This window comes from Mycobacterium sp. NGS56 (assembly GCF_059812425.1).
Window position 1 is genome coordinate 78237 of sequence record NZ_JCALCQ010000015.1, and the last position, 23320, is coordinate 101556.

Sequence of the window (23320 nt, forward strand, 5' to 3'; positions counted from 1 at the left end):
CTGAGTCGACTTGCCCCCGCGCCGCCCGATGACGCCTTCTTGCCAGCCTAGCCTGGCAGACCCGGCGGCCTGAGCGCGGCGAATTCGTCCGTCACCCGCAACGCGGCGTCGGTGAACCGATACAGCGCGGCCGGCCGTCCACCGCTGCGCCCGGATTGAGCGATGCTGCCGGTCGCGGTGATCACGCCGCGCCGGGCCAGCACTCGCTGCAGGTTCGTCGCGTCGACCTGATAACCCAGCGCGGCGCCGTAGATGTCGCGCAGCGTGGAAAGCGCGAATTCCCTTGGTGCCAAAGCGAATCCGATATTGGTATAGGACAGCTTGGCGATCAGTCGGGTACGGGCGTTCTCCACCATCTGGCCGTGGTCGAAGGCCATCGGCGGCAGGGAGTTCACCGGATGCCAGCGAGTATCCGGCGGCAGCTCGGGGCTGGCGGGTGAGGGCACCAGGCCCAGGAAGGTCGACGCGATCACGCGGGTGTCCGGCACCCGGTGCGGGTCGGAGAACACCGCGAGCTGTTCCAGGTGTGCCAGTTCTTTGAGGTCGACCTTCTCGGCGAGTTGCCGCCGGACGGAGGTGATCATGTCCTCGTCATTACGCAGCTGCCCGCCCGGCAGCGACCACGTGCCCTGTTGCGGCTCCCTGGCGCGCTGCCATAACAGCACGTTCAGCTGCGGTTTCGTCGTGTGGCGTCCCTTAGTAACCTGTTCGGTCACTCCGCGAACCTGGAACACGACCGCGAGCACTTCGTGGGCGGTGCTACCATGGGCCATGTTTTCGATTATAAGTCGAAAACCTCCCGGGCTGAAAGGAGCCGCCATGACGGTTATCAATCGCATGGACACGCTCGCCGAAAGCATGGTTGCCGACATCACCAACTCGCCCACCGGGTACGCCGGTGTGGCCGGTGATGAGCAATGGGCTGCCGAGGTTCGCCGCCTGGCCAGGCTGCGCGGCGCCACCTTGCTGGCGCACAACTATCAGCTGCCCGAGATCCAGGACGTCGCCGATCACGTGGGCGACTCACTGGCGCTGTCGCGGATCGCCGCCGAGGCGCCCGAGGACACCATCGTGTTCTGCGGCGTGCACTTCATGGCCGAGACGGCCAAGATCTTGAGCCCCAACAAGACCGTGCTCATCCCGGACCAGCGAGCGGGGTGCTCACTCGCGGACTCCATCACCGCCGACGAACTGCGCGCCTGGAAGGACGAACATCCCGGCGCGGTCGTCGTCTCCTACGTCAACACCACGGCGGCGGTCAAGGCGCTCACCGACATCTGCTGCACCTCGTCCAACGCGGTCGAGGTCGTCGAGTCCATCGACCCGGACCGCGAGGTGCTGTTCTGTCCGGATCAATTCCTCGGCGCCCATGTGCGTCGGATGACCGGTCGCCAGAACCTGCATGTATGGGCCGGCGAATGCCACGTGCACGCCGGGATCAATGGCGACGAACTGGGCGATCAGGCCCGCGCCAATCCCGACGCCGAGCTATTCGTGCATCCCGAATGTGGTTGCGCCACATCGGCGCTGTATCTCGCGGGCGAGGGCGCCTTCCCGTCGGACCGGGTGAAGATCCTGTCCACCGGCGGCATGCTGGAGGCCGCCAACCAGACCAACGCACGCAAGGTGCTGGTCGCCACCGAGGTCGGCATGCTGTACCAATTGCGCCGGGCCGCACCCCAAGTCGACTTCCGCGCGGTCAACGACCGGGCCTCCTGCAAGTTCATGAAAATGATCACCCCGGCCGCGCTGCTGCGCTGCCTCGTCGAGGGGGCCGACGAAGTCGATGTCGACCCCGATGTCGCCGCCGCCGGACGGCGCAGCGTGCAGCGAATGATCGCGATCGGGCAGCCGGGCGGCGGCGAATGACCGCCCGTCCCCGGTGGACGCACAGCGCCGACGTCGTCGTCGTCGGCACCGGCGTCGCGGGACTGGCCGCCGCGCTGGCCGCGCATCGCGCCGGGCGCAGCGTCGTCGTGCTGAGCAAGGCCGACCAGGCTCGGGGGGCGACCGCGACGCACTATGCGCAGGGCGGCATCGCGGTGGTGCTGCCCGACAATGACGACTCGGTGGAAGCCCATGTCGCCGACACCTTGGTCGCGGGAGCGGGCCTGTGCGATCCCGAGGCGGTCTACTCGATCGTCGCCGATGGATACGCGGCGGTCGCCGAATTGGTCGGCGACGGAGCACGATTCGACGAGTCGGCACCCGGCAAGTGGGCGTTGACCCGCGAGGGTGGACATTCCCGGCGACGCATCGTGCATGCCGGCGGCGACGCCACCGGCGCGGAAGTGCAGCGCGCCCTCGACACTGCCGCGCGCATGATGGACATTCGCACCGGCCATGTGGCGCTGCGGGTCCTGCACGACGGTGCCGCCGTGACCGGTGTCCTGGTCGGCACCCCGGACGGGTGCGGCATCATCAGCGCACCTTCGGTGATCCTGGCATCCGGCGGCCTCGGGCACCTGTACGGCGCGACCACCAACCCCGACGGCTCTACCGGCGACGGACTCGCGCTGGGCTTGTGGGCCGGTGTCGCGGTCAGCGATCTCGAGTTCATCCAGTTCCACCCCACGATGCTTTTCGCGCCCGATGCCGCCAGCGGAAGGCGTCCGCTGGTCACCGAGGCCATCCGCGGTGAGGGCGCGAAACTGATTGACCGTCAAGGCGATTCGGTGACAGCCGGTATTCATCCGATGGGAGATCTGGCGCCCCGCGACGTCGTCGCCGCGGCGATCGACGCCCGGTTGAAGGCTACCGGCGACGCCTGCGTCTTCCTCGATGCGCGCCACATCGACGACTTCGCCAACCGGTTCCCGACAGTGACGGCCGCCTGCCGGGCCGCCGGGATCGATCCCGTCCGGCAACCCATTCCGGTCGTCCCCGGGGCGCATTACAGCTGTGGCGGCATCGTCACCGACGTGTACGGGCAAACCGAGCTGCCCGGGTTGTTCGCCGCGGGCGAGGTGGCACGCACCGGACTGCACGGAGCCAACCGGCTGGCGTCCAACAGCCTGTTGGAAGGTTTGGTGGTCGGCGGCCGGGCCGGCAGATTGGCGGCCACACACGCCGCGACCACCGGGCGCGTGCACGCCGGCGCGCCCGAGCCGGTCGTGCACACCGCGCTCGAGCGCGCCGAACTGCAGCGCGCGATGAGCCGGGACGCTTCGGTGGTGCGGGACGCCGCGGGGCTGACCCGGCTATCCACCGCGCTGTCCCGGGCGCAGATGCGCCAGGTGTCCGGCCGCCGCGACTTCGAGGACGTTGCGCTGGCCGTCGCCGCCCGCGCGGTCACGGCCGCCGCCCGGGCCCGCACCGAGAGCAGGGGCTGTCACCATCGCGAGGAATATCCGCAGACCGCGTCCGAGCTGGGGCGCAGCAATGTGCTGCGCTTGGCCGACGACCAGAATACGGTGCTGGTGGAGGCGTTGGCGGCGGCCGTATGACCACGATGTCCGACCGTGAATTGACCGCCGCGCGCGAAATTGTCAAGCGCGGGTTGGCCGAGGACCTGCGCTACGGCCCCGACGTCACCACCCTGGCGACGGTGCCCGCCGAGACGGTGGCGACCGCATCCATGATGCCGCGCGAGCCCGGCGTGATCGCGGGTATCGACATCGCTTTGCTGGTGCTCGACGAGGTGTTCGGTGCCCGCGGCTACGAGGTGGTCGACCGCGTCGAGGACGGGGCCCACCTGGAGCCGGGTGAGCCGGTGCTGACGTTGCGAGCCGAAGCCCGCGGCCTGCTGACCGCCGAGCGGACCATGCTCAACCTCATCTGCCACCTGTCCGGGATCGCCACCACGACGGCGCACTGGGTCGCCGCCGTAGCCGATACGAAGGCCAAGGTGCGCGACACCCGTAAAACCCTGCCCGGCCTGCGCGTTTTGCAGAAATATGCGGTCCGGGTCGGCGGTGGCGTCAACCACCGGCTAGGGCTCGGCGACGCCGCCCTGATCAAGGACAACCACGTGGTGGCCGCGGGATCGGTGGTCGACGCGCTGCGGGCCGTGCGCGACGCGGCACCGGATCTGCCGTGCGAGGTGGAAGTGGATTCACTCGAGCAGCTGGACGAGGTGTTGCCCGAGAAGCCCGAGCTGGTGCTACTGGACAACTTCCCGGTGTGGCAGACGCAGATGGCCGTGCAACGTCGAGACGCGCGTGCGCCCGCCGTGCTGCTCGAATCGTCGGGTGGACTCAGCCTGGACAATGCGGCCGCCTACGCCGCGACCGGGGTGGACTACCTGGCCGTCGGCGCGCTGACTCATTCGGTGCGGGTGCTCGACATCGGCCTGGACATGTAGCTGGAAGTGGTGTGCTGCTTCGCCGCGCACCCAAGCCCCGAGTGTGCATCATGGGCGGCACTTCTCGGCGTTTCGCCGCCGCGGACGCTCACTGAGCGCCGCCAGCGCACACTCAACGCGGGCGTAGGGACGCCCTGGCACCAAAATCACCCCGGAAGCGAACGGGCTCAGGCGATGTCGGCGACGAATACCCCGATCCGGCGCAGTTGCATGCGTGCCATCGCGGGCAGGCCCTCCCCGTCCGATCCGGCGGGCAGGATCCGTGGATTGATCACGTGCACGGTGCGATTGCGGCTGAATTCCACATCCGCCTCCCCGGCGGCAAGCACATTCCTCACCCAGTTCGTCTTGCCGTGGCCCAGGGCGATCGCCAGGACATTGCCCTTGCGGTAGGGCGTGACGATGGTCTCGTACGGCTTGCCGGAGGTGCGACCACGATGCTTGATCGTCGCTGTCCCGGGCAGAAAGCGGGCAATCGGCTTGAGCGCCGGGTTGAAGTATTTGATCTGGAGGCGCTCAAACCAGGGTGGGAACACCATCGGGACGCCCGGGGCATTGTTGGGATGATCCTTGGCGGACATGGGTGCTCCCTGGTGGGCTCGTCTTTTCAGCGCCGGGTACGGCCTCGATACCGGCACTGTACCGGTCGGATATCGACTTGAGTTCCTCTGGGACAATGGACACCGTGAGCACCATCCAACCGTCGCCGATGGCCCGCATCGACCTGCGGGGCGCGGAGTTGACGGCTGCCCGACTGCGGGCGGCGCTGCCCCGCGGCGGCGCCGACGTGGAGACGGTGCTGCCCAAGGTCAGGCCGATCGTGCAGGCCGTCGCCGAGCGCGGCGCCGAAGCCGCCTTGGAGTTCGGCGCCACCTTCGACGGGGTCCGGCCCCCGGTCGTCCGGGTGCCCGATGCCGCGCTCGAGAAGGCCCTGGCCGAGTTGGATGCCGGGGTTTCCGACGCGCTGCGGGTGATGATCGAACGCACCCGCGCCGTGCACGCCGACCAGCGTCGCACCGACGTCACGACCACCCTCGGTCCTGGTGCGACCGTCACCGAGCGGTGGGTGCCGGTCGACCGGGTGGGGCTCTACGTACCCGGCGGAAACGCCGTCTACCCCTCCAGCGTGGTGATGAACGTGGTGCCGGCCCAGGCCGCCGGCGTCGCGTCGCTGATGGTGGCCAGCCCGCCGCAGGCCCAGTTCGACGGCCTGCCGCACCCGACCATCCTGGCCGCCGCCCGCCTGCTGGGGGTCGACGAGGTGTGGGCGGTGGGCGGCGCGCAGGCGGTCGCGTTGCTGGCCTACGGCGGGACCGATCTCGATGGCGCCGAGCTGGCGCCCGTCGACATGATCACCGGACCCGGCAACATCTACGTCACGGCCGCCAAGCGGCTGTGCCGGTCGCGCGTCGGGATCGACGCCGAAGCCGGCCCGACGGAGATCGCCATCCTGGCCGACCACACCGCCGATCCCGCGCACGTGGCCGCCGACCTGATCAGTCAGGCCGAGCACGACGAGATGGCCGGCAGCGTGCTGGTCACCCCCAGCGCGGACCTGGCCGCCGCCACCGACGCCGAGCTGGCCGCCCAGCTGCAGACGACCGTGCACCGCGAGCGGGTGACGGCAGCGCTCGGTGGACGCCAATCGGCCATCATCCTCGTCGACGACCTGGACGCCGGAGTCGAAGTCGTCAACGCCTATGCCGCCGAACACCTGGAGATCCAGACCGTCGACGCGGCCGTCGTGGCGGGCCGAATCCGTTCGGCCGGAGCAATTTTCGTCGGCCCGTACGCGCCGGTAAGCCTGGGTGACTACTGCGCCGGGTCCAATCACGTGCTGCCGACCGCCGGCAGCGCCCGGCATTCCAGCGGCCTGTCCGTGCAGACCTTCCTGCGCGGCATCCATGTCGTCGACTACACCGAGGCGGCCCTGAAAGACGTGTCCGGGCATGTGATCGCGCTCGCCGAGGCCGAAGACCTGCCGTCACACGGCGAAGCGGTGCGCCGGAGGTTCGAGCGATGAGCGGACAGTCGGAGCCCACGCTGGACGACCTGCCGCTGCGCGACGACCTGCGCGACAAAACGCCCTACGGCGCACCGCAATTGGACGTCCCGGTGCGGCTGAACACCAACGAGAACCCACACCCGCCCAGTAAGGCACTGGTGGACGACGTGGTGCGGTCGGTGGGAGCGGTCGCCGGCGAATTGCACCGCTACCCCGACCGCGACGCGGTGGCCCTGCGCACCGACCTGGCCGCCTACCTGAGCGCCCAGACCGGCGTCCAGCTGGGAGTCGAAAACCTCTGGGCGGCTAATGGTTCCAACGAGATCCTGCAACAGCTGCTGCAGGCGTTCGGGGGTCCGGGGCGCACTGCCATCGGGTTTGTCCCGTCGTACTCGATGCATCCGATCATCTCCGACGGCACCCGCACCGAGTGGCTGCAGACCACGCGTGCCGGCGACTTCAGCCTGGATGTCGACGCCGCCGTGGCCGCCGTTACCGATCGCCGGCCCGATGTGGTGTTCGTCGCCAGCCCGAATAACCCGTCCGGGCAGAGTGTTTCGCTGCCGGACCTGCGCCGGCTGCTCGACGCGGTGCCTGGCATCGCGATCGTCGACGAGGCCTACGGCGAGTTCTCTTCGCAGCCCAGCGCGGTGGAACTGGTGGGGGAGTATCCGACCAAGCTCATCGTCTCGCGCACGATGAGCAAGGCGTTTGCGTTCGCCGGTGGCCGGTTGGGCTACCTGATCGCCACCCCTGCGGTGATCGACGCGATGCTGCTGGTGCGGTTGCCGTATCACCTGTCGGTGCTCACCCAGGCCGCCGCACGCGCCGCGCTGCGGCACGCCGATGACACGCTGGGCAGTGTGGCGACGTTGATCGCTGAACGCGAGCGTGTCTCGATGGCTCTGTCCGGCATGGGTTTTCGCGTGGTTCCCAGCGACGCAAACTTCGTACTGTTCGGGGAATTCGCCGATGCACCGGCGACCTGGCAGCGCTATCTGGATGCCGGCGTGCTGATCCGCGATGTCGGCATCCCGGGTTACCTGCGCGCCACCATCGGGCTGGCAAAGGAGAACGACGCCTTCCTGCACGCCAGCGCCCAGATCGCCGCCACCCAACTCGCACCAACTACCCCCAGCCCCGTAGGAGCACCGTGACAGCGACCGCTACCCGCCGTGCGCGCATCGAGCGCCGCACGAAGGAATCCGATATCGTCATCGAACTCGACCTCGACGGCACCGGACGCGTCGACATCGACACCGGTGTGCCGTTCTACGACCACATGCTCACGGCCCTGGGCACTCACGCCAGCTTCGATTTGACCGTGCGCACCAAGGGCGACGTCGAAATCGAGGGCCACCACACCATCGAGGACACCGCCATCGCCCTGGGGCAGGCGCTCGGTCAGGCCCTCGGCGATAAACGTGGCATCCGCCGGTTCGGTGACGCTTTCATCCCGATGGACGAGACGCTGGCACATGCGGCGGTCGACGTGTCCGGGCGCCCCTACTGCGTGCACAGCGGAGAACCGGATCACCTGCAGCACACCACCATTGCCGGCAACTCGGTGCCCTATCACACCGTCATCAACCGGCACGTGTTCGAATCGCTGGCCATGAACGCGCGCATCGCGCTGCACGTGCGCGTCCTGTACGGGCGCGACCCGCACCACATCACCGAAGCGCAGTACAAGGCGGTTGCCCGCGCGCTGCGCCAGGCGGTCGAGTCCGACCCTCGGGTCTCGGACGTGCCGTCCACCAAAGGGGTCCTGTGACGGCACTCAAGAAAGTTGTTGTCCTTGACTACGGCTCGGGCAATCTGCGGTCGGCTCAGCGCGCGCTCGAGCGCGTCGGTGCGTCGGTCGAGGTGACAAGCGACGCCGACGCGGCCGCCGCCGCCGACGGATTGATGGTGCCCGGCGTCGGCGCCTACGAGGCCTGCATGACGGGGCTGCGCAACATCGGCGGGGAGCGCATCATCTCCGAGCGGCTCGCCGCGGGCCGCCCGGTGCTGGGCGTCTGCGTCGGCATGCAGATCCTGTTTGCCCGCGGTGTCGAGTTCAGTGTCGAGACGCAGGGATGCGGTCAGTGGCCTGGCTACGTCACGCGACTGCAGGCGCCGGTCATTCCGCACATGGGCTGGAACGTCGTCGAACCCGGGGCCGGCACTGTGCTGTTCAAAGGACTCGATGCCGACACCCGGTTCTACTTCGTGCACTCCTACGCCGCCCAGCAGTGGGAGGGTCCGCCCGAGGCGGTGCTGACGTGGGCCACCCACGAGGGTCCCTTTCTGGCGGCGGTCGAGGACGGACCGCTGTCCGCCACCCAATTTCACCCGGAGAAGAGCGGCGACGCCGGCGCGGCCGTGTTGAGCAATTGGGTCCAGGAATTGTGAAAGACCTCGCGAAAGCCTGGTAGAAAGCATGAGCCGGGGAATGCGCGTAACCCGTTGCAATCTCGGCATACAGGAGGGAATGTGTTGATCTTGTTGCCCGCGGTCGACGTGGTCGACGGCCGCGCCGTGCGTCTGGTGCAGGGCAAGGCGGGCAGTGAAACCGAATACGGCTCGGCGCTGGACGCCGCGCTGACCTGGCAGCGCGACGGGGCCGAATGGATCCATCTGGTCGACTTGGACGCGGCGTTCGGTCGCGGCTCCAACCGCGAACTGTTGGCCGAGGTGGTCGGCAAGCTCGACGTGCAGGTCGAGCTGTCCGGCGGGATCCGCGACGACGATTCGTTGTCGGCCGCCCTGGCCACCGGCTGTGCCCGGGTGAACCTGGGCACAGCGGCCCTCGAGAACCCGCAGTGGTGCGCCCGGGCGATCAGCGAACACGGCGACAAGGTCGCCGTGGGTCTGGACGTGCAGATCGTCGACGGTGAGCACCGGCTGCGTGGACGGGGCTGGGAAACCGATGGGGGTGACCTGTGGCAAGTGCTGGAACGCCTTGACGGGCAAGGATGTTCGCGGTTCGTGGTCACCGACGTGACCAAGGACGGCACGCTGGGCGGCCCCAATCTGGACTTGCTGGCGTCCGTCGCCGAACGCACCGACGCGCCGGTGATCGCCTCCGGTGGTGTGTCCAGCCTCGACGACCTGCGGGCCATCGCCACCCTCACGGACCGCGGCGTCGAGGGCGCCATCGTGGGCAAGGCCCTCTACGCGGGGCGATTCACCTTGCCGCAGGCGCTCGCCGCGGTGGCGGAGTAGAACCGGATGGACGTGCACACGTTGGTGGCGCAGGCGTCGGCGATTCTCGACGACGCATCCGAGCCCTTTCTTGCCGGTCACCGCGCCGACTCCGCTGTCAGCAAGAAGGGCAACGACTTTGCCACCGAAGTCGACCTCGCGATCGAGCGGCAGGTGGTCGCCGCGCTTGTCGAGGCGACCGGGATCGGGGTGCACGGGGAGGAATTCGGCGGGTCGGCCGTCGACTCGCCATGGGTGTGGGTACTGGATCCCATCGACGGCACCTTCAACTACGCGGCCGGATCGCCGATGGCCGGCATTCTGCTGGGCCTGCTGCGCCACGGCGAACCGGTGGCGGGACTGACCTGGCTGCCGTTCATGGACCAGCGCTATACCGCGGTGGCGGGCGGTCCGTTGCGCAAGAATGGGGTGCCGCAGCCGCCGCTGACCTCCATCGACCTGGCCGACGCCTTGGTCGGTGCAGGGTCGTTCAGCGCGGACGCGCGGGGCCGATTCCCGGGACGCTATCGAATGGCGTTGCTGGAGAACCTCAGCCGGGTCTCGTCACGGTTACGCATGCACGGCTCCACCGGAATCGACCTTGCGTTCGTGGCCGACGGAATACTCGGTGCGGCACTGATTTTCGGTGGCCACGTGTGGGACCACGCCGCCGGGGTCGCGTTGGTCCACGCCGCCGGTGGCGTCGTCACCGATCTGGCGGGTGAGCCATGGACTCCCGCATCGGATTCCGCGCTGGCCGCCGGCCCCGCCGCACACGCCGAGATCCTCGAAATCGTCCGCGCCACCGGCCGACCGGAAGACTACTGAGATGCCCCCGGACCCGAACGGCCTCGCGGTTCGAGTGATCCCGTGCCTGGACGTCGACGGCGGCCGGGTGGTCAAAGGCGTCAACTTCGAGAACCTCCGTGACGCCGGCGATCCCGTGGAGCTCGCGGCCGCCTATGACGCAGAAGGCGCCGACGAGTTGACCTTTCTCGACGTGACCGCATCCTCGTCGGGACGGGCCACCATGCTCGATGTGGTGCGCCGCACCGCCGAGCAGGTCTTCATCCCGCTGACCGTCGGCGGCGGGGTACGCACCGTCGCCGACGTCGACGTGTTGCTGCGCGCGGGAGCCGACAAGGTCTCCATCAACACCGCCGCGATCGCCCGCCCCGAGTTGCTGGCCGAGATGGCGCGGCAGTTTGGCTCGCAGTGCATCGTGCTGTCCGTCGATGCCCGCACCGTCCCACCGGGCGCGGTGCCGACACCGTCGGGTTGGGAGGTCACCACCCATGGCGGGCGCCGCGGCACCGGGCTGGACGCGATCGAGTGGGCCTCGCGCGGAGCCGATTTGGGGGTGGGAGAGATCCTGCTGAACTCGATGGACGCGGACGGCACCAAAGCCGGATTCGACCTGGAGATGCTGCAGGCAGTGCGGTCGGCGGTCACGGTGCCGGTCATCGCCAGCGGTGGCGCCGGGGCAGCCGAACACTTCGCGCTCGCCATCGCGGCCGGCGCCGATGCGGTGTTGGCGGCCAGCGTGTTTCACTTCCGCGAGCTGACCATCGGTCAGGTGAAGGCCGCCATGGCCGCCGAAGGGATCCCCGTGCGATGACGCTCGACCCGCAGATCGCCGCCCGGCTGAAGCGCAACGCCGACGGCCTGTTCACCGCCGTCGTGCAGGAGCACGGCAGCGGCGACGTGTTGATGGTCGCCTGGATGGACGATGCCGCGCTGGCCCGGACCCTCAAAACCCGTGAGGCAACGTATTATTCGCGATCCCGCGACGAGCAGTGGATCAAGGGAGCGACGTCCGGTCACACCCAATATGTCCACTCGGTACGCCTGGACTGCGACGGCGACGCCGTGCTGCTGACGGTCGACCAGGTCGGCGGGGCCTGCCACACCGGCGACCACAGCTGCTTCGACGCCGACGTGCTGCTGGCACCGGAGCGCTGAGCCGGCGAATCAGCTCGGCAACACCTCCGCCGTCGGACATGTGAGATGCTACTGACGCCGTCGCGGCCGGCTATCGCCCACCGAATCGGACCGGGCAGCGGCGGTGCGGGACCCGGCAAGCGTGGCCAGGCGTGTCGGGGGTCACTTTCCGCAGGCGTTGGCGCACGCCTTCGACAAGAATGGCAGTCAATGTCGAAATGGTTGTCCTGGAACAGCGTTGTGCCGGTGGTTGCCGTCGTCGTGCTGGCAGTGATCTGGGGCGAGAAGCTGGGACCGGTGCTTGTCGCGGTGGCTGCGCTGTTTCTCGTCGGCGCCGTGATCGCCGCGGTACATCACGCGGAGGTGGTCGCCCACCGGGTCGGCGAGCCCCTCGGGTCGCTGATACTCGCGGCCGCGGTCACCATCATCGAGGTGGCCCTCATCGTCACCCTGATGACATCCGGCGGCAACGAGGCCGCGACGCTGGCCAGGGATACCGCTTTCGCGGCGCTGATGATCACCACCAACGGGATCGCCGGTTTGTCGCTGCTGCTCGGCTCCCGGAGTTACGGCGTGACGCTCTTCAACGCCGAAGGGGCCGGAGCCGCCCTGGCCTCGGTCACCACGGTGGCCACGTTGAGCCTGGTTTTGCCCGCTTTCACCACCGGGCACCCGGGCAGAGAGTTCACTCCGAGCCAGCTTGCCTTCGCCGCGATCGCCACGCTCTTGGTGTACCTGCTGTTCGTGTTCACCCAGACCGTGCGGCACCGCGATTTCTTTCTGCCGATCGCGCAGCGGGGCCAAAAGCGCGTGTTCGAGGACGAAAGTCACGCGGATCCACCCACCAGGCGCCAAGCGCTGAGCAGCCTGGTGCTCCTGCTCTGCGCCCTGGTGGCGGTGGTCGGCCTGGCCGAGGAGGAATCACCGGCCGTCGAGCACGCGGTGGTGATGGCGGGCTTGCCGCAGTCGTTCGTGGGTGTGATCATCGCGGCGCTGGTGCTGCTGCCCGAGACGCTCGCGGCGGCGCGGTCGGCGCGAAAGGGCCGCATCCAAATCAGCTTGAACCTGGCGTACGGCTCGGCGATGGCCAGCATCGGGCTCACCATCCCGACGATCGCGCTGGCGTCGATCTGGCTCAAAGGACCGCTGGTGCTCGGCCTCGGCGCGATCCAGCTGGTCTTGCTTGCCCTGACGGTCGTGATCAGCATGCTGACGGTGGTGCCCGGGCGGGCGACCCGCCTGCAGGGCGAGGTGCATCTGGTGCTGCTGGCCGCCTACGTATTCCTGGCGATCAACCCCTGACGGTTACACGCGGGCCCGCAGCGTTGCCAGCGCCTTGTCGGCGTGGCTGTCCATGTTGAACTCGCTGGAGATCACGTCGAGCACCGTGCGGTCGGTGTCGATGACGAACGTCGTGCGTTTGACCGGCATCAGCTTGCCGAGCAGGCCGCGTTTGACGCCGAACTGGGTGGCGACGGTGCCGTCGGTATCCGACAGCAGCGGGTAGTCGAACTTCTGCAGGTCGGCGAACTTGGCCTGCTTCTGCACGGCGTCGGCGCTGATCCCGACCCGGTTGGCCCCGACCGCGGCGAATTCGGAGGCCAGGTCGCGGAAATGGCACGCCTCCTTGGTGCAGCCGGGCGTCATCGCGGCCGGGTAGAAGAACAGCACGACGGGCCCCCCGGAAAGCAGTTCGCTGAGCTTGCGCGGCGTGCCGGTCTGATCGGGCAATTCGAAGTCCGCGACGGTGTCACCAGGTTTCATGGCGGACACGCTACGCCGCCCGCGGCGTCAGGCTGGGTCTGATTGCCCGACTCTGCGGACCCCGCCCCGGGCCCGCTCCGTCGTCAGGCTGGGCCGGTGCACAACGACGCGTCTGGGAGAATGATTCGGTGCACGCCCACCTGGCCGCGACGACCTCGCGAGAAGATTTTCGTCAGCTGGCAGCCGAGCACCGCGTGGTCCCGGTCACCCGCAAGGTGCTGGCCGACAGTGAGACGCCGTTGTCGGCCTACCGCAAACTCGCCGCCGACCGCCCGGGCACATTTTTGCTGGAGTCGGCCGAGCACGGCCGTTCCTGGTCGCGGTGGTCGTTCATCGGCGCCGGAGCGCCGTCGGCGCTGACCGTGCGCGACGGCGAAGCCGTCTGGCTGGGCGTGGTGCCACAGGACGCACCCACCGGGGGCGACCCGCTACAGGCGTTGCGGGCCACGTGCGAGCTGCTGGCCACCGGCCCGCTCCCGGGGCTGCCGCCACTGTCGGGCGGCATGGTCGGGTTCTTCGCCTACGACATGGTCCGTCGCCTGGAACGACTGCCCGAGCTGGCGGTCGACGACCTGCAGCTCCCCGACATGTTGCTGCTGCTGGCCACCGATGTGGCGGCGGTCGATCACCACGAGGGCACCATCACGCTGATCGCCAACGCCGTGAACTGGAACGGGACCGACGAGCGGGTGGACGAGGCCTACGACGACGCGATCAACCGCCTGGACGTGATGACCGCGGCGCTGGGCCAGCCGTTGTCGTCCACCGTCGGCACGTTCGGGCGGCCCGAGCCCCGCTACCGTGCGCAGCGCAACGTTGAGGAATACGGGAAGATCGTCGATTACCTCGTTGACCAGATCGCCGCGGGCGAGGCCTTCCAGGTGGTGCCGTCGCAGCGGTTCGAAATGGACACCGACGTCGATCCGATCGACGTGTATCGGATGTTGCGGGTCACCAACCCGAGCCCCTACATGTATCTGCTGCACGTTCCGAATGATGCTGGCGGAATTGACTTTTCGATCGTCGGCTCCAGCCCCGAGGCGTTGGTCACGGTCGCCGACGGCACCGCGACCACCCATCCGATCGCCGGAACGCGATGGCGCGGAGGCACCGACGAAGAGGACCAGCTGCTGGAGAAGGAGCTGCTGGCCGACGAGAAGGAACGCGCCGAGCACCTGATGCTGGTCGACCTGGGCCGCAACGATCTGGGCCGGGTCTGCGCGCCGGGCTCGGTGCGCGTCGAGGACTACAGCCACATCGAACGCTATAGCCACGTCATGCACCTGGTGTCGACGGTGACCGGCGTGCTCGGCGAGGGCCGTACCGCGCTGGATGCGGTCACCGCGTGCTTCCCGGCCGGCACACTCTCGGGCGCACCGAAGGTACGGGCCATGGAGCTCATCGAAGAGGTGGAGAAGACGCGCCGCGGCCTCTACGGCGGCGTGGTCGGCTACCTGGACTTCGCCGGCAACGCCGACTTCGCGATCGCCATCCGCACCGCCCTGATGCGCGACGGTGTCGCTTACGTGCAATCAGGTGGTGGGGTGGTCGCGGACTCCAACGGACCCTACGAGTACACCGAGGCGACCAACAAGGCGCGCGCCGTGCTGAGCGCGATCGCCGCCGCCGAGACGCTGACCGAACCCGTGGGCGATGAGTGAGGCCGGCGCTGACACCGGACGGCCGAAGAGCCGTTGGCTGATCCGAGTTGCCCAGGCAGTGCTGGTGGTTGCCGCCGGGACGTTGTGGGTGGCCTCGCGCCTGCCCTGGGTCGTCATCCGGTCGTTTGACGGGCTGGGGCCACCCAAACAGGTGACCTTGGCCGGCGCGACATGGTCGACGGCGCTGCTGCCGTTGGCGTTGCTCCTGCTGGCCGCGGCCGTTGCCGCCATTGCCGTGCGGGGCTGGTCATTGCGCGCGCTTGCGGGCCTGCTGGCGGTGATCAGCCTGGCGGTCGGCTACCTCGGAATCAGCCTGTGGGCGCTGCCCGACGTGGCGATCCGCGGCGCGGAGTTGGCGCACGTCTCGGTGATGTCGCTGGTCGGAAGCGAACGGCGGTACTGGGGCGCCGGCGTCACGGTGGTGGCCGCGGCGTGCACGCTGGTTGCCGCCGTCTTGCTGATGCGGTCGGCGTCGGACTCGGGGTCGGCCCGGTCGAGCGCGATAAGGTACGCCGCTCCGGCGACGCGCCGGTCGATTGCGCGACGCAAACAGGCCGACGGCGCGATGCTGGAGGAGCCGGAGACGCCGGGAATGTCGGAGCGGATGATCTGGGACGCGCTTGACGAGGGACGCGACCCGACCGATCGACCAGGTGAGTCTGACACCGAGGGTCGGTGACGGGCCGCGAGCCGCGGGCCGCTACCCTTCATTGACGTCGTCGCAATCGGCTGGGGACACGAAGTGGCCGTGGGATGACTAGGGACGACAGGGCGAAGGGAAACGACAGGCATGAGTCCGGCAACCGTGCTTGACTCCATCCTCGAGGGAGTCCGGGCCGACGTTGCCGCGCGTGAAGCGCTCATCAGCCTGTCAGAGATCAAGGCCGCCGCGGCGGCCGCGCCACCGCCACGCGATGTGATGGCCGCCTTGCGCGAGCCTGGAATCGGCGTCATCGCCGAAGTCAAGCGCGCCAGCCCATCGGCGGGTTCCCTGGCAACCATTGCCGATCCGGCCAAGCTGGCCCGCGCCTACGAAGACGGCGGCGCCCGCATCATCAGCGTCTTGACCGAGGAGCGACGTTTCCACGGCTCACTCGATGACCTCGACGCGGTTCGCGCCGCGGTCTCGATACCCGTGCTACGCAAAGACTTTGTCGTGCAGCCTTATCAGATCCACGAAGCGCGTGCGCACGGCGCCGACATGCTGTTGCTCATCGTCGCCGCGCTCGAGCAGTCGGCGTTGGTCTCGATGCTGGACCGCACCGAATCGCTGGGCATGACAGCGCTCGTCGAAGTGCACACCGAAGAGGAAGCCGACCGGGCGCTCAAGGCCGGCGCCAACGTAATCGGCGTCAACGCCCGCGATCTGGCGACACTGGAGGTGGACCGGGATTGCTTCGCGCGCATCGCGCCCGGGCTGCCCAGCAACGTGATCAGGATCGCCGAATCCGGGGTGCGCGGTACCGGAGACCTGCTGGCGTATGCGGGTGCGGGTGCCGACGCCGTCTTGGTGGGTGAAGGGCTGGTCAAGAGCGGTGATCCGCGCGCCGCGGTTGCCGACCTGGTGACCGCGGGCACCCATCCGTCCTGTCCGAAACCGGCTCGCTAGTCACTACGTCACTCCAAAAACCCCTGCGCTGATACGTTGAACCCATGAGCCATCCTCAAGTGAAGCCTTGGTGATGGTGGACCTGTCCCGCCCGGACCTTCCGCTCCCGAGCGCCGCCATCGCCGAACCCACCCGCCACGAACCCGATGCGGGTGGCCATTTCGGCGTGTACGGCGGGCGCTACGTCGCCGAGGCGTTGATGGCGGTGATCGAAGAGGTCACCGCCGCCTACGAGAAGGAACGTGTCAACCAGGATTTCTTGGACACCCTCGATTACTTGCAGGCGAATTACGCGGGCCGGCCGTCGCCGCTGTATGAGGCGCCCCGGCTGTCCGAGGAGGCCGGCGCGCGCATTTTTCTCAAGCGAGAAGACCTGAACCACACCGGTTCTCATAAGATCAACAACGTGCTCGGCCAGGCGTTGCTGGCCCAGCGGATGGGCAAGAAGCGGGTGATCGCCGAGACCGGGGCCGGCCAGCACGGCGTGGCGACCGCCACCGCGTGCGCCTTGCTCGGCCTCGAATGCGTGATCTACATGGGCGCCGTCGACACCGAGCGTCAGGCGCTCAACGTGGCTCGGATGCGCCTGCTCGGCGCCACGGTCGTCTCGGTCGAAAGCGGTTCGAAGACATTGAAGGACGCCATCAACGAGGCGTTTCGGGATTGGGTTACCAATGCCGGCAACACCTTCTACTGCTTCGGCACCGCGGCCGGCCCGCATCCCTTCCCCGCGATGGTGCGCGACTTTCAACGCATCATCGGCCTCGAGGCGCGGGCCCAGATTCAGGCCCAGGCGGGCCGGTTGCCCGACGCCGTGGTCGCCTGTATCGGCGGCGGTTCCAATGCCATCGGCATCTTCCACCCATTCATCGATGACCCGAACGTGCGGTTGATCGGATTCGAGGCGGCCGGTGACGGTGTCGAAACTGGAAGGCACGCTGCGACATTCACCGGTGGCTCACCCGGTGCGTTTCAGGGATCGTTCTCGTATCTGCTGCAGGACGAGGATGGGCAGACCATCGAATCCCACTCCATCTCAGCGGGTCTCGATTATCCGGGAGTGGGTCCAGAACACGCGTATCTGCGCGAGACTGGGCGCGCCGAGTACCGTCCGATCACCGACTCGGAGGCAATGGATGCATTCCGCGTCCTGTGCCGAACGGAGGGGATCATCCCGGCGATCGAATCGGCGCACGCGGTGGCCGGTGCTCTGAAATTGGGCCCCGAAGTAGGGCGGGGCGCAATCATTGTGGTGAACCTGTCCGGGCGCGGGGATAAGGACGTCGAGACTGCCGCGAAATGGTTTGGGCTGTTGGGATCCAGCGATCGATGACGGTCAAACACGGCGAAACGGACAAGCTCGAATCGATCTTCGACGGCTGCCGCAACGACAACCGCGCGGCGCTGATCGGCTATCTGCCCACTGGTTACCCCGACGTGCCGACGTCGATGAAGGGGATGACGGCACTGGTCGAGTCGGGTTGCGACATCATCGAGGTCGGGGTCCCCTATTCGGATCCAGGCATGGACGGCCCGACCATCGCCAGGGCCACCGAGGTCGCGTTGCACGGGGGAGTGCGCGTTCGCGACACCCTTGCCGCGGTCGAGGCGATCAGCGCGGCCGGCGGTTGCGCCGTGGTGATGACCTACTGGAACCCGGTGGTGCGCTACGGGGTTGACGCGTTCGCACGCGATCTGGCATCGGCAGGCGGGTACGGACTGATCACCCCCGATCTCATCCCCGATGAGGCCGGGCAGTGGTTGGCGGCTTCCGACGAGTATGGGTTGAACCGGATTTTTCTGGTCGCGCCGTCCTCGACACCGCAGCGGTTGGCGATGACCGTCCAGGCGTCGCGCGGCTTCGTCTACGCGGCTTCGACGATGGGGGTGACAGGGGCGCGTGATGTCGTGTCCAACGCTGCGCCCGAATTGGTGAGCAGGGTCAGGGAGATATCCGACATACCAGTCGGCGTCGGTCTCGGGGTGCGGTCGCGAGAACAGGCGGCCCAGATCGGCGGCTACGCCGACGGTGTCATTGTGGGGTCCGCGCTGGTGTCGGCGCTGGGAGACGGAGGGTTGACTGCATTGCGTGCACTGACTGAGGAACTCGCCGGCGGTGTTCGTCAGAGGGCGGCCGCCTCGTGACGAAGCTACTGGCCTATTTTCCGAGCCCGTCGCAGGGTGTGTGGCACCTCGGGCCGCTGCCGATCCGGGCCTACGCACTGTTCATCATTGCTGGGATCGTGGTGGCATTGCTGATCGGTGACCGGCGCTGGGAAGCCCGCGGCGGCGAGCGCGGCGTGATCTACGACATCGCGCTGTGGGCCGTGCCGTTCGGGTTGATCGGTGGTCGGCTCTACCACCTGGCCACCGACTGGCGCACGTATTGGGGCCCCGGCGGCGCGGGACTCGGGGCGGCCGTGCGGATCTGGGACGGCGGCTTGGGCATTTGGGGTGCGGTGGCGCTCGGAGGCGTCGGCGCCTGGATCGGATGTCGCCGGCGTGGGATTCCGCTTCCGGCCTTCGCCGACGCGCTGGCTCCGGGAATCATTCTGGCGCAGGCCATCGGTCGGCTCGGCAATTACTTCAACCAGGAGCTCTACGGCCGCGAGACCACCCTGCCGTGGGGCCTGGAGATCTTCAACCGCCGAGACGCGTCGGGATTTGAGAGCCCGCATTTGCTGGACGGTGTCTCGACGGGCCACGTCGCATTCGTGGTGCAGCCCACGTTTCTTTACGAATTGATCTGGAATGTGCTGGTTTTCGTGGCGCTGATCTACGCCGACCGGCGCTTCAATCTTGGCCACGGCCGACTGTTCGCTCTATACGTCGCGGGCTACTGCGTGGGGCGGTTCGGTGTCGAGCTGCTGCGCGACGACACCGCCACCCTCATCGCCGGCATCCGGATCAACTCGTTCACATCCACTTTCGTGTTCATCGGGGCCGTGGTGTATCTGATGGCGGCGCCGAAGGGCCGCGAAGATCCCACCAGCCTGCGCGGCAACGAGTTCGAGGAGGAAGCGGCCGACGCCGAGTCGGAGGATGAACCCGCAACCGTGGCCGCCGCGACGGCCGCGGCGGGCGCTGCGGCGGCGACCGGCGCGTCGGCAGGCTCGGCGGAGACGGCGGAGGCTGACGACACCACCGCCGCCGGCGCGGAAGCCGAAGAACCGGTGGCAGACTCGACGGAAGCGGCCGCCGAGGTGGAGCCGAGCGAGGCCGGGACAGACGAGCTCGAGTCCGAGACGGACGCCGAGCCCGAAACCGAGGCCCTGGCCGAGGGCTCCGAGTCGGGCGAGCCGGTAGCCGAGGCTGAAGAGCTCGAAGCGCAGCCGGAAGGGGCAGAAGGGGAAGAGCCCGAAGCCGCCGCCGACGAACCTGAAGCCGGAGCCGCGGAGTCCGAGGAGCCCGCAGCGGAAATCGAGGAGCCGGAAGCGGAAGCCCAAGCGGCAGCAGAGGATTCCGAGGCCGAGGGGTCCGGAGTCGACGAGCCCGAGGCCGAATCCGACGAACCGGCCGCAGAGGCCGAAGACGAACCGGCCGAAGCCGAAGAGCCGGAAGCCGAAGAACCGGCCGAAGAACCGGAAGCCGAGCCCGAAGCCGAAGAACCGGAAGCCGCAATGGAAGACGGGCTCGTTGAGGAGGAGTCGGACGACGAGCCTGTTTCCGAGTCAGCCGAAACACCCGACGCTGAAACGCCCGACATCGATTCGACGGCGCCCACCGAATCCGAAACTGAAAAGGCCTCCGCTGAAGAACCTGCCGAAACACCGTCGGCCCAGCGGGAACCCCGTCGGCGATGGGGTTCGCGACTGAGAAACCGGTTGTCGGGTCGTTAACCGCCGCCGTGGCCCCGTTTGGCACGGTGGTCCGCAACGGATCTGGCATGCTGAAAAGCGTGACCAAGACAAGGTCAGCGGACGAGTGATGCAACCTCATCCACCCGCGCATGCTCCGGGACAGCCTCATCCGCGCGGCCCGTGGCGGCAGCGCCTTGTGATCGGGGCCGGTACCGCCGTGGCCCTGGGTGGCGCCCTCGGCTATGTCGCGCTGGCCGACCCACACAGCCCCAGTTCGGTCTACCCCGCATGCCCGTTCAAGTGGCTGACCGGCTGGAATTGCCCGTTTTGCGGTGGCCTGCGGATGACGCACGACCTGTTGCACGGTGACTTGATAGCCGGCATCCACGACAACGTCTTCCTGCTGGTGGGGATCCCACTGCTGGCCGCATGGATGATGGTGCGCCGCGCCCGCGGCAAGGGGCTGCCGCCCACGGCCGCGTCGCTGACGCTCGTGGTCGCGACGATCGCCTGGACGGTGCTGCGTAACCTGCCCGCCTTCCCGTTGTTTCCCACCGTTCTTGGTGGGTAAAAGCACACTGCGCCGCCGCGCTTATGTGCGGGCCGCGGGGGTTACACGCGACTATGCTGGGTCGGCGTGAGTAGGCGCGGAAAGATCGTCTGCACCCTTGGCCCTGCGACCAGTTCGGATGAATCGATTCTGGCCCTGGTTGGGGCGGGAATGGACGTCGCCCGGTTGAACTTCAGCCACGGCGACTATTCCGATCACAAAGCCGCCTACGAGCGCGTCCGCTCCGCGTCCGACGCCACGGGCCGCGCCGTCGGCGTGCTCGCTGACCTGCAGGGCCCCAAGATCAGGCTGGGACGTTTCGCCACCGGGCCCACGTACTGGGCCGACGGTGAAACGGTGCGGATCACCGTCGCCGACTGCGAAGGCGACCACGACCGGGTGTCGACCACCTACAAGAAGTTGGCCGAGGACGCCGCCGTCGGTGACCGGATTCTGGTCGACGACGGCAAGGTCGGACTGGTCATCGACGCCATCGATGGCGACGACGTCGTCTGCACGGTCGTCGAGGGTGGACCGGTCAGCAACAACAAGGGCATCTCGCTGCCCGGCATGAACGTGTCCGCACCGGCTTTGTCGGAAAAGGATGTCGAGGACCTCACCTTCGCGCTCGAACTCGGTGTCGACCTGATCGCGCTCTCCTTCGTGCGTTCGCCATCCGACGTCGAGTTGGTGCACGAGGTGATGGACCGCGTCGGCCGGCGGGTGCCGGTGATCGCGAAGCTGGAGAAGCCGGAGGCCGTCGACAATCTGGAAGCCATCGTGCTGGCCTTCGACGCGATCATGGTGGCCCGTGGCGACCTGGGCGTCGAACTGCCCTTGGAAGAGGTTCCGCTGGTGCAGAAGCGGGCTATCCAAATGGCCCGGGAGAACGCGAAACCGGTGATCGTGGCGACCCAGATGCTCGATTCGATGATCGAGAACTCGCGACCGACTCGCGCCGAGGCGTCTGACGTCGCCAATGCCGTCCTCGACGGCGCCGACGCGGTGATGCTGTCCGGGGAAACCTCGGTGGGGAAGTATCCGCTGGCGGCGGTTCGGACGATGGCGCGCATCATCTGCGCGGTCGAGGACAATTCCACGGCCGCGCCGCCGCTGACACACGTGCCGCGCACCAAGCGCGGGGTGATCTCCTACGCAGCCCGTGACATCGGCGAGCGGCTCGACGCCAAGGCGCTCGTCGCATTCACCCAGTCCGGCGACACGGTCAAGCGACTGGCGCGCCTGCACACCCCGCTGCCGCTGCTCGCCTTCACCGCGTGGCCCGAGGTCCGCAGCCAGCTGGCCATGACCTGGGGCACCGAGACGTTCATCGTCCCGATGATGACCTCTACCGACGGCATGATCCGCCAGGTCGACAAGTCGCTGCTGGAGCTCGGCCGCTACAAGCGTGGCGACCTGGTCGTCATCGTCGCCGGTGCGCCACCTGGCACAGTAGGGTCAACCAACCTCATCCATGTGCACCGGATCGGGGAGGATGACGTCTAACTAGAGGAGAACGTGTGGCGGCCGGCTGTGAGTCTCGAGAGCCCCGAGAAGCCGCGCCACCGACCCACTCGGACTTCGCCGAGCTGCTGGCGACGCTGGACCTCGATCGTGTCGACGACGACCTGTTCATCGGCTCACATCCGAGCAAGAACCCGATGCGCACCTTCGGTGGCCAGCTGATGTCGCAGTCGTTCGTCGCGAGCAGTCGCAGCCTGGTTCGCGGCGACCTGCCGCCGAGCGCGATGTCGGTGCACTTCATCAACGGGGGAGACACCACCAAGGACATCGAGTTTCGCGTGACCCGGCTGCGCGACGAGCGCCGCTTCGCCAATCGGCGCGTCGATGCGATGCAAGCCGGCACGCTGCTGTCCTCGGCGCTGATCTCCTACATGGCCGGCGGCCGCGGCCTCGAGCACGGCGTCGAGGCGCCGAAGGTGGCCGAGCCGCACACGCAGCCCACGATCGGCGAGCTGTTGCGTGGCTACGAAAAGACCGTTCCGCACTTCGTCAATGCACTGCAGCCCATCGAATGGCGTTACACCAACGATCCGGCCTGGGTGATGCGCACAAAGGGCGACCGGCTTCCGCACAATCGCGTCTGGGTCAAGTCACTCGGGGATCTTCCCGACGATCCTTTATTGCACACGGCAACAATGGTGTATTCGTCGGATACCACGGTATTGGACTCGGTTATCACAACGCACGGTCTTTCCTGGGGATTCGACCGCATATTCGCCGCGTCGGCCAATCATTCCATTTGGTTTCACCGGCAGGTCAACTTCAACGACTGGGTGTTGTACTCCACATCGTCGCCGGTAGCGGCCGATTCGCGCGGGCTGGGCACCGGGCACTTCTTCGATCGGTCCGGGCAGCCGCTGGCCACGGTGATGCAAGAGGGCGTACTCAAATACTTCCCGTCATCCCGCCGGTAAAAACGTGATGGAATAGCTGCGAAATCTCCCGCCCGAATTCGGCCCCGAAACTGTGGTGTCCGG

The 23320-nt window shown here is 67.9% G+C and carries 24 protein-coding genes; 21 read left to right on the plus strand and 3 right to left on the minus strand.

Going from position 1 to position 23320, the window contains the following annotated elements:
* Positions 1 to 47: 47 nt before the first annotated feature.
* The gene (locus AC5Y4F_RS24200; RefSeq protein ID WP_067933215.1) at positions 48 to 773 is read right to left on the minus strand and encodes an NUDIX hydrolase; all 726 of its coding nucleotides are present in this window, start codon (positions 771 to 773) and stop codon (positions 48 to 50) included.
* Between the two features lie 46 nt (positions 774 to 819).
* On the opposite strand from AC5Y4F_RS24200, the gene nadA reads away from it, so the two are divergent.
* The 3 genes from nadA to nadC are packed head-to-tail and all read left to right on the plus strand — an operon-like array spanning position 820 to position 4303.
* Positions 820 to 1869: a quinolinate synthase NadA gene (nadA, locus tag AC5Y4F_RS24205; RefSeq protein ID WP_067933213.1), complete on the plus strand. Its 1050-nt coding sequence runs from the start codon at positions 820 to 822 to the stop codon at positions 1867 to 1869.
* Entirely contained in the window at positions 1866 to 3446 is a 1581-nt protein-coding gene (locus AC5Y4F_RS24210; RefSeq protein ID WP_499999125.1) for an L-aspartate oxidase, read from the plus strand. The genes nadA and AC5Y4F_RS24210 overlap by 4 nt, the downstream gene beginning before the upstream one ends.
* The gene (gene nadC, locus AC5Y4F_RS24215; protein WP_067933209.1) at positions 3443 to 4303 is read left to right on the plus strand and encodes a carboxylating nicotinate-nucleotide diphosphorylase; all 861 of its coding nucleotides are present in this window, start codon (positions 3443 to 3445) and stop codon (positions 4301 to 4303) included. Before AC5Y4F_RS24210 ends, nadC begins: the two co-directional genes overlap by 4 nt.
* Positions 4304 to 4470: 167 nt before the next feature.
* Here the strand turns inward: nadC and AC5Y4F_RS24220 are convergent, their stop codons facing one another.
* Positions 4471 to 4884, minus strand: coding sequence for a nitroreductase family deazaflavin-dependent oxidoreductase (locus tag AC5Y4F_RS24220; protein ID WP_067933207.1), 414 nt, complete (start codon positions 4882 to 4884; stop codon positions 4471 to 4473).
* A 95-nt stretch (positions 4885 to 4979) separates the two neighbouring features.
* On the opposite strand from AC5Y4F_RS24220, the gene hisD reads away from it, so the two are divergent.
* The 9 genes from hisD to AC5Y4F_RS24265 all read left to right on the plus strand — a co-directional run bounded on the left by hisD (position 4980) and on the right by AC5Y4F_RS24265 (position 12737).
* Complete coding sequence (gene hisD / locus AC5Y4F_RS24225; protein ID WP_499999128.1) at positions 4980 to 6326, plus strand: histidinol dehydrogenase; 1347 nt, start codon at positions 4980 to 4982, stop codon at positions 6324 to 6326.
* Positions 6323 to 7465, plus strand: coding sequence for a histidinol-phosphate transaminase (locus tag AC5Y4F_RS24230; RefSeq protein WP_499999129.1), 1143 nt, complete (start codon positions 6323 to 6325; stop codon positions 7463 to 7465). Before hisD ends, AC5Y4F_RS24230 begins: the two co-directional genes overlap by 4 nt.
* Positions 7462 to 8082: an imidazoleglycerol-phosphate dehydratase HisB gene (gene hisB / locus AC5Y4F_RS24235; RefSeq protein WP_067933200.1), complete on the plus strand. Its 621-nt coding sequence runs from the start codon at positions 7462 to 7464 to the stop codon at positions 8080 to 8082. The genes AC5Y4F_RS24230 and hisB overlap by 4 nt, the downstream gene beginning before the upstream one ends.
* On the plus strand, positions 8079 to 8702 hold the full coding sequence (gene hisH, locus AC5Y4F_RS24240) for an imidazole glycerol phosphate synthase subunit HisH (protein WP_067933198.1): 624 nt from the start codon (positions 8079 to 8081) through the stop codon (positions 8700 to 8702). Before hisB ends, hisH begins: the two co-directional genes overlap by 4 nt.
* An 81-nt stretch (positions 8703 to 8783) precedes the next feature.
* Positions 8784 to 9515, plus strand: a complete 732-nt coding sequence (priA, locus tag AC5Y4F_RS24245) for a bifunctional 1-(5-phosphoribosyl)-5-((5-phosphoribosylamino)methylideneamino)imidazole-4-carboxamide isomerase/phosphoribosylanthranilate isomerase PriA (RefSeq protein WP_067933196.1) — start codon at positions 8784 to 8786, stop codon at positions 9513 to 9515.
* 6 nt (positions 9516 to 9521) lie between these two features.
* Positions 9522 to 10322, plus strand: a complete 801-nt coding sequence (locus AC5Y4F_RS24250; protein WP_067933193.1) for an inositol monophosphatase family protein — start codon at positions 9522 to 9524, stop codon at positions 10320 to 10322.
* A gap of 1 nt (position 10323) precedes the next feature.
* Entirely contained in the window at positions 10324 to 11112 is a 789-nt protein-coding gene (gene hisF, locus AC5Y4F_RS24255) for an imidazole glycerol phosphate synthase subunit HisF (protein WP_067933192.1), read from the plus strand.
* On the plus strand, positions 11109 to 11456 hold the full coding sequence (gene hisI / locus AC5Y4F_RS24260; protein ID WP_067933190.1) for a phosphoribosyl-AMP cyclohydrolase: 348 nt from the start codon (positions 11109 to 11111) through the stop codon (positions 11454 to 11456). Before hisF ends, hisI begins: the two co-directional genes overlap by 4 nt.
* Positions 11457 to 11645: 189 nt before the next feature.
* Complete coding sequence (locus AC5Y4F_RS24265) at positions 11646 to 12737, plus strand: calcium:cation antiporter (RefSeq protein WP_499999132.1); 1092 nt, start codon at positions 11646 to 11648, stop codon at positions 12735 to 12737.
* A gap of 3 nt (positions 12738 to 12740) precedes the next feature.
* On the opposite strand, the gene AC5Y4F_RS24270 is transcribed toward AC5Y4F_RS24265, so the two are convergent.
* Positions 12741 to 13199, minus strand: a complete 459-nt coding sequence (locus tag AC5Y4F_RS24270) for a peroxiredoxin (protein ID WP_067933186.1) — start codon at positions 13197 to 13199, stop codon at positions 12741 to 12743.
* A 128-nt stretch (positions 13200 to 13327) separates the two neighbouring features.
* On the opposite strand from AC5Y4F_RS24270, the gene AC5Y4F_RS24275 reads away from it, so the two are divergent.
* From AC5Y4F_RS24275 to AC5Y4F_RS24315, 9 genes are all read left to right on the plus strand, one after another.
* Complete coding sequence (locus tag AC5Y4F_RS24275) at positions 13328 to 14860, plus strand: anthranilate synthase component I (RefSeq protein ID WP_067933184.1); 1533 nt, start codon at positions 13328 to 13330, stop codon at positions 14858 to 14860.
* Entirely contained in the window at positions 14853 to 15539 is a 687-nt protein-coding gene (locus AC5Y4F_RS24280) for a TIGR02234 family membrane protein (protein WP_082947544.1), read from the plus strand. Before AC5Y4F_RS24275 ends, AC5Y4F_RS24280 begins: the two co-directional genes overlap by 8 nt.
* Positions 15540 to 15650: 111 nt before the next feature.
* Complete coding sequence (gene trpC / locus AC5Y4F_RS24285; protein WP_067933182.1) at positions 15651 to 16469, plus strand: indole-3-glycerol phosphate synthase TrpC; 819 nt, start codon at positions 15651 to 15653, stop codon at positions 16467 to 16469.
* 70 nt (positions 16470 to 16539) lie between these two features.
* Positions 16540 to 17802, plus strand: a complete 1263-nt coding sequence (trpB, locus tag AC5Y4F_RS24290; RefSeq protein ID WP_197520529.1) for a tryptophan synthase subunit beta — start codon at positions 16540 to 16542, stop codon at positions 17800 to 17802.
* A complete protein-coding gene (gene trpA / locus AC5Y4F_RS24295; RefSeq protein WP_499999137.1) occupies positions 17799 to 18614 on the plus strand; it encodes a tryptophan synthase subunit alpha in 816 nt (271 codons plus the stop codon). The genes trpB and trpA overlap by 4 nt, the downstream gene beginning before the upstream one ends.
* Positions 18611 to 20308, plus strand: coding sequence for a prolipoprotein diacylglyceryl transferase (locus AC5Y4F_RS24300; protein ID WP_499999139.1), 1698 nt, complete (start codon positions 18611 to 18613; stop codon positions 20306 to 20308). Before trpA ends, AC5Y4F_RS24300 begins: the two co-directional genes overlap by 4 nt.
* 178 nt (positions 20309 to 20486) lie before the next feature.
* Positions 20487 to 20840, plus strand: coding sequence for a DUF2752 domain-containing protein (locus AC5Y4F_RS24305; protein WP_499999161.1), 354 nt, complete (start codon positions 20487 to 20489; stop codon positions 20838 to 20840).
* A gap of 66 nt (positions 20841 to 20906) precedes the next feature.
* Positions 20907 to 22325: a pyruvate kinase gene (pyk, locus tag AC5Y4F_RS24310; protein WP_067933173.1), complete on the plus strand. Its 1419-nt coding sequence runs from the start codon at positions 20907 to 20909 to the stop codon at positions 22323 to 22325.
* Between the two features lie 14 nt (positions 22326 to 22339).
* Positions 22340 to 23257 (plus strand): acyl-CoA thioesterase II, encoded by a 918-nt coding sequence (locus tag AC5Y4F_RS24315; protein ID WP_067933170.1) that lies wholly within the window; start codon positions 22340 to 22342, stop codon positions 23255 to 23257.
* The last annotated feature ends 63 nt before the right edge of the window (positions 23258 to 23320 follow it).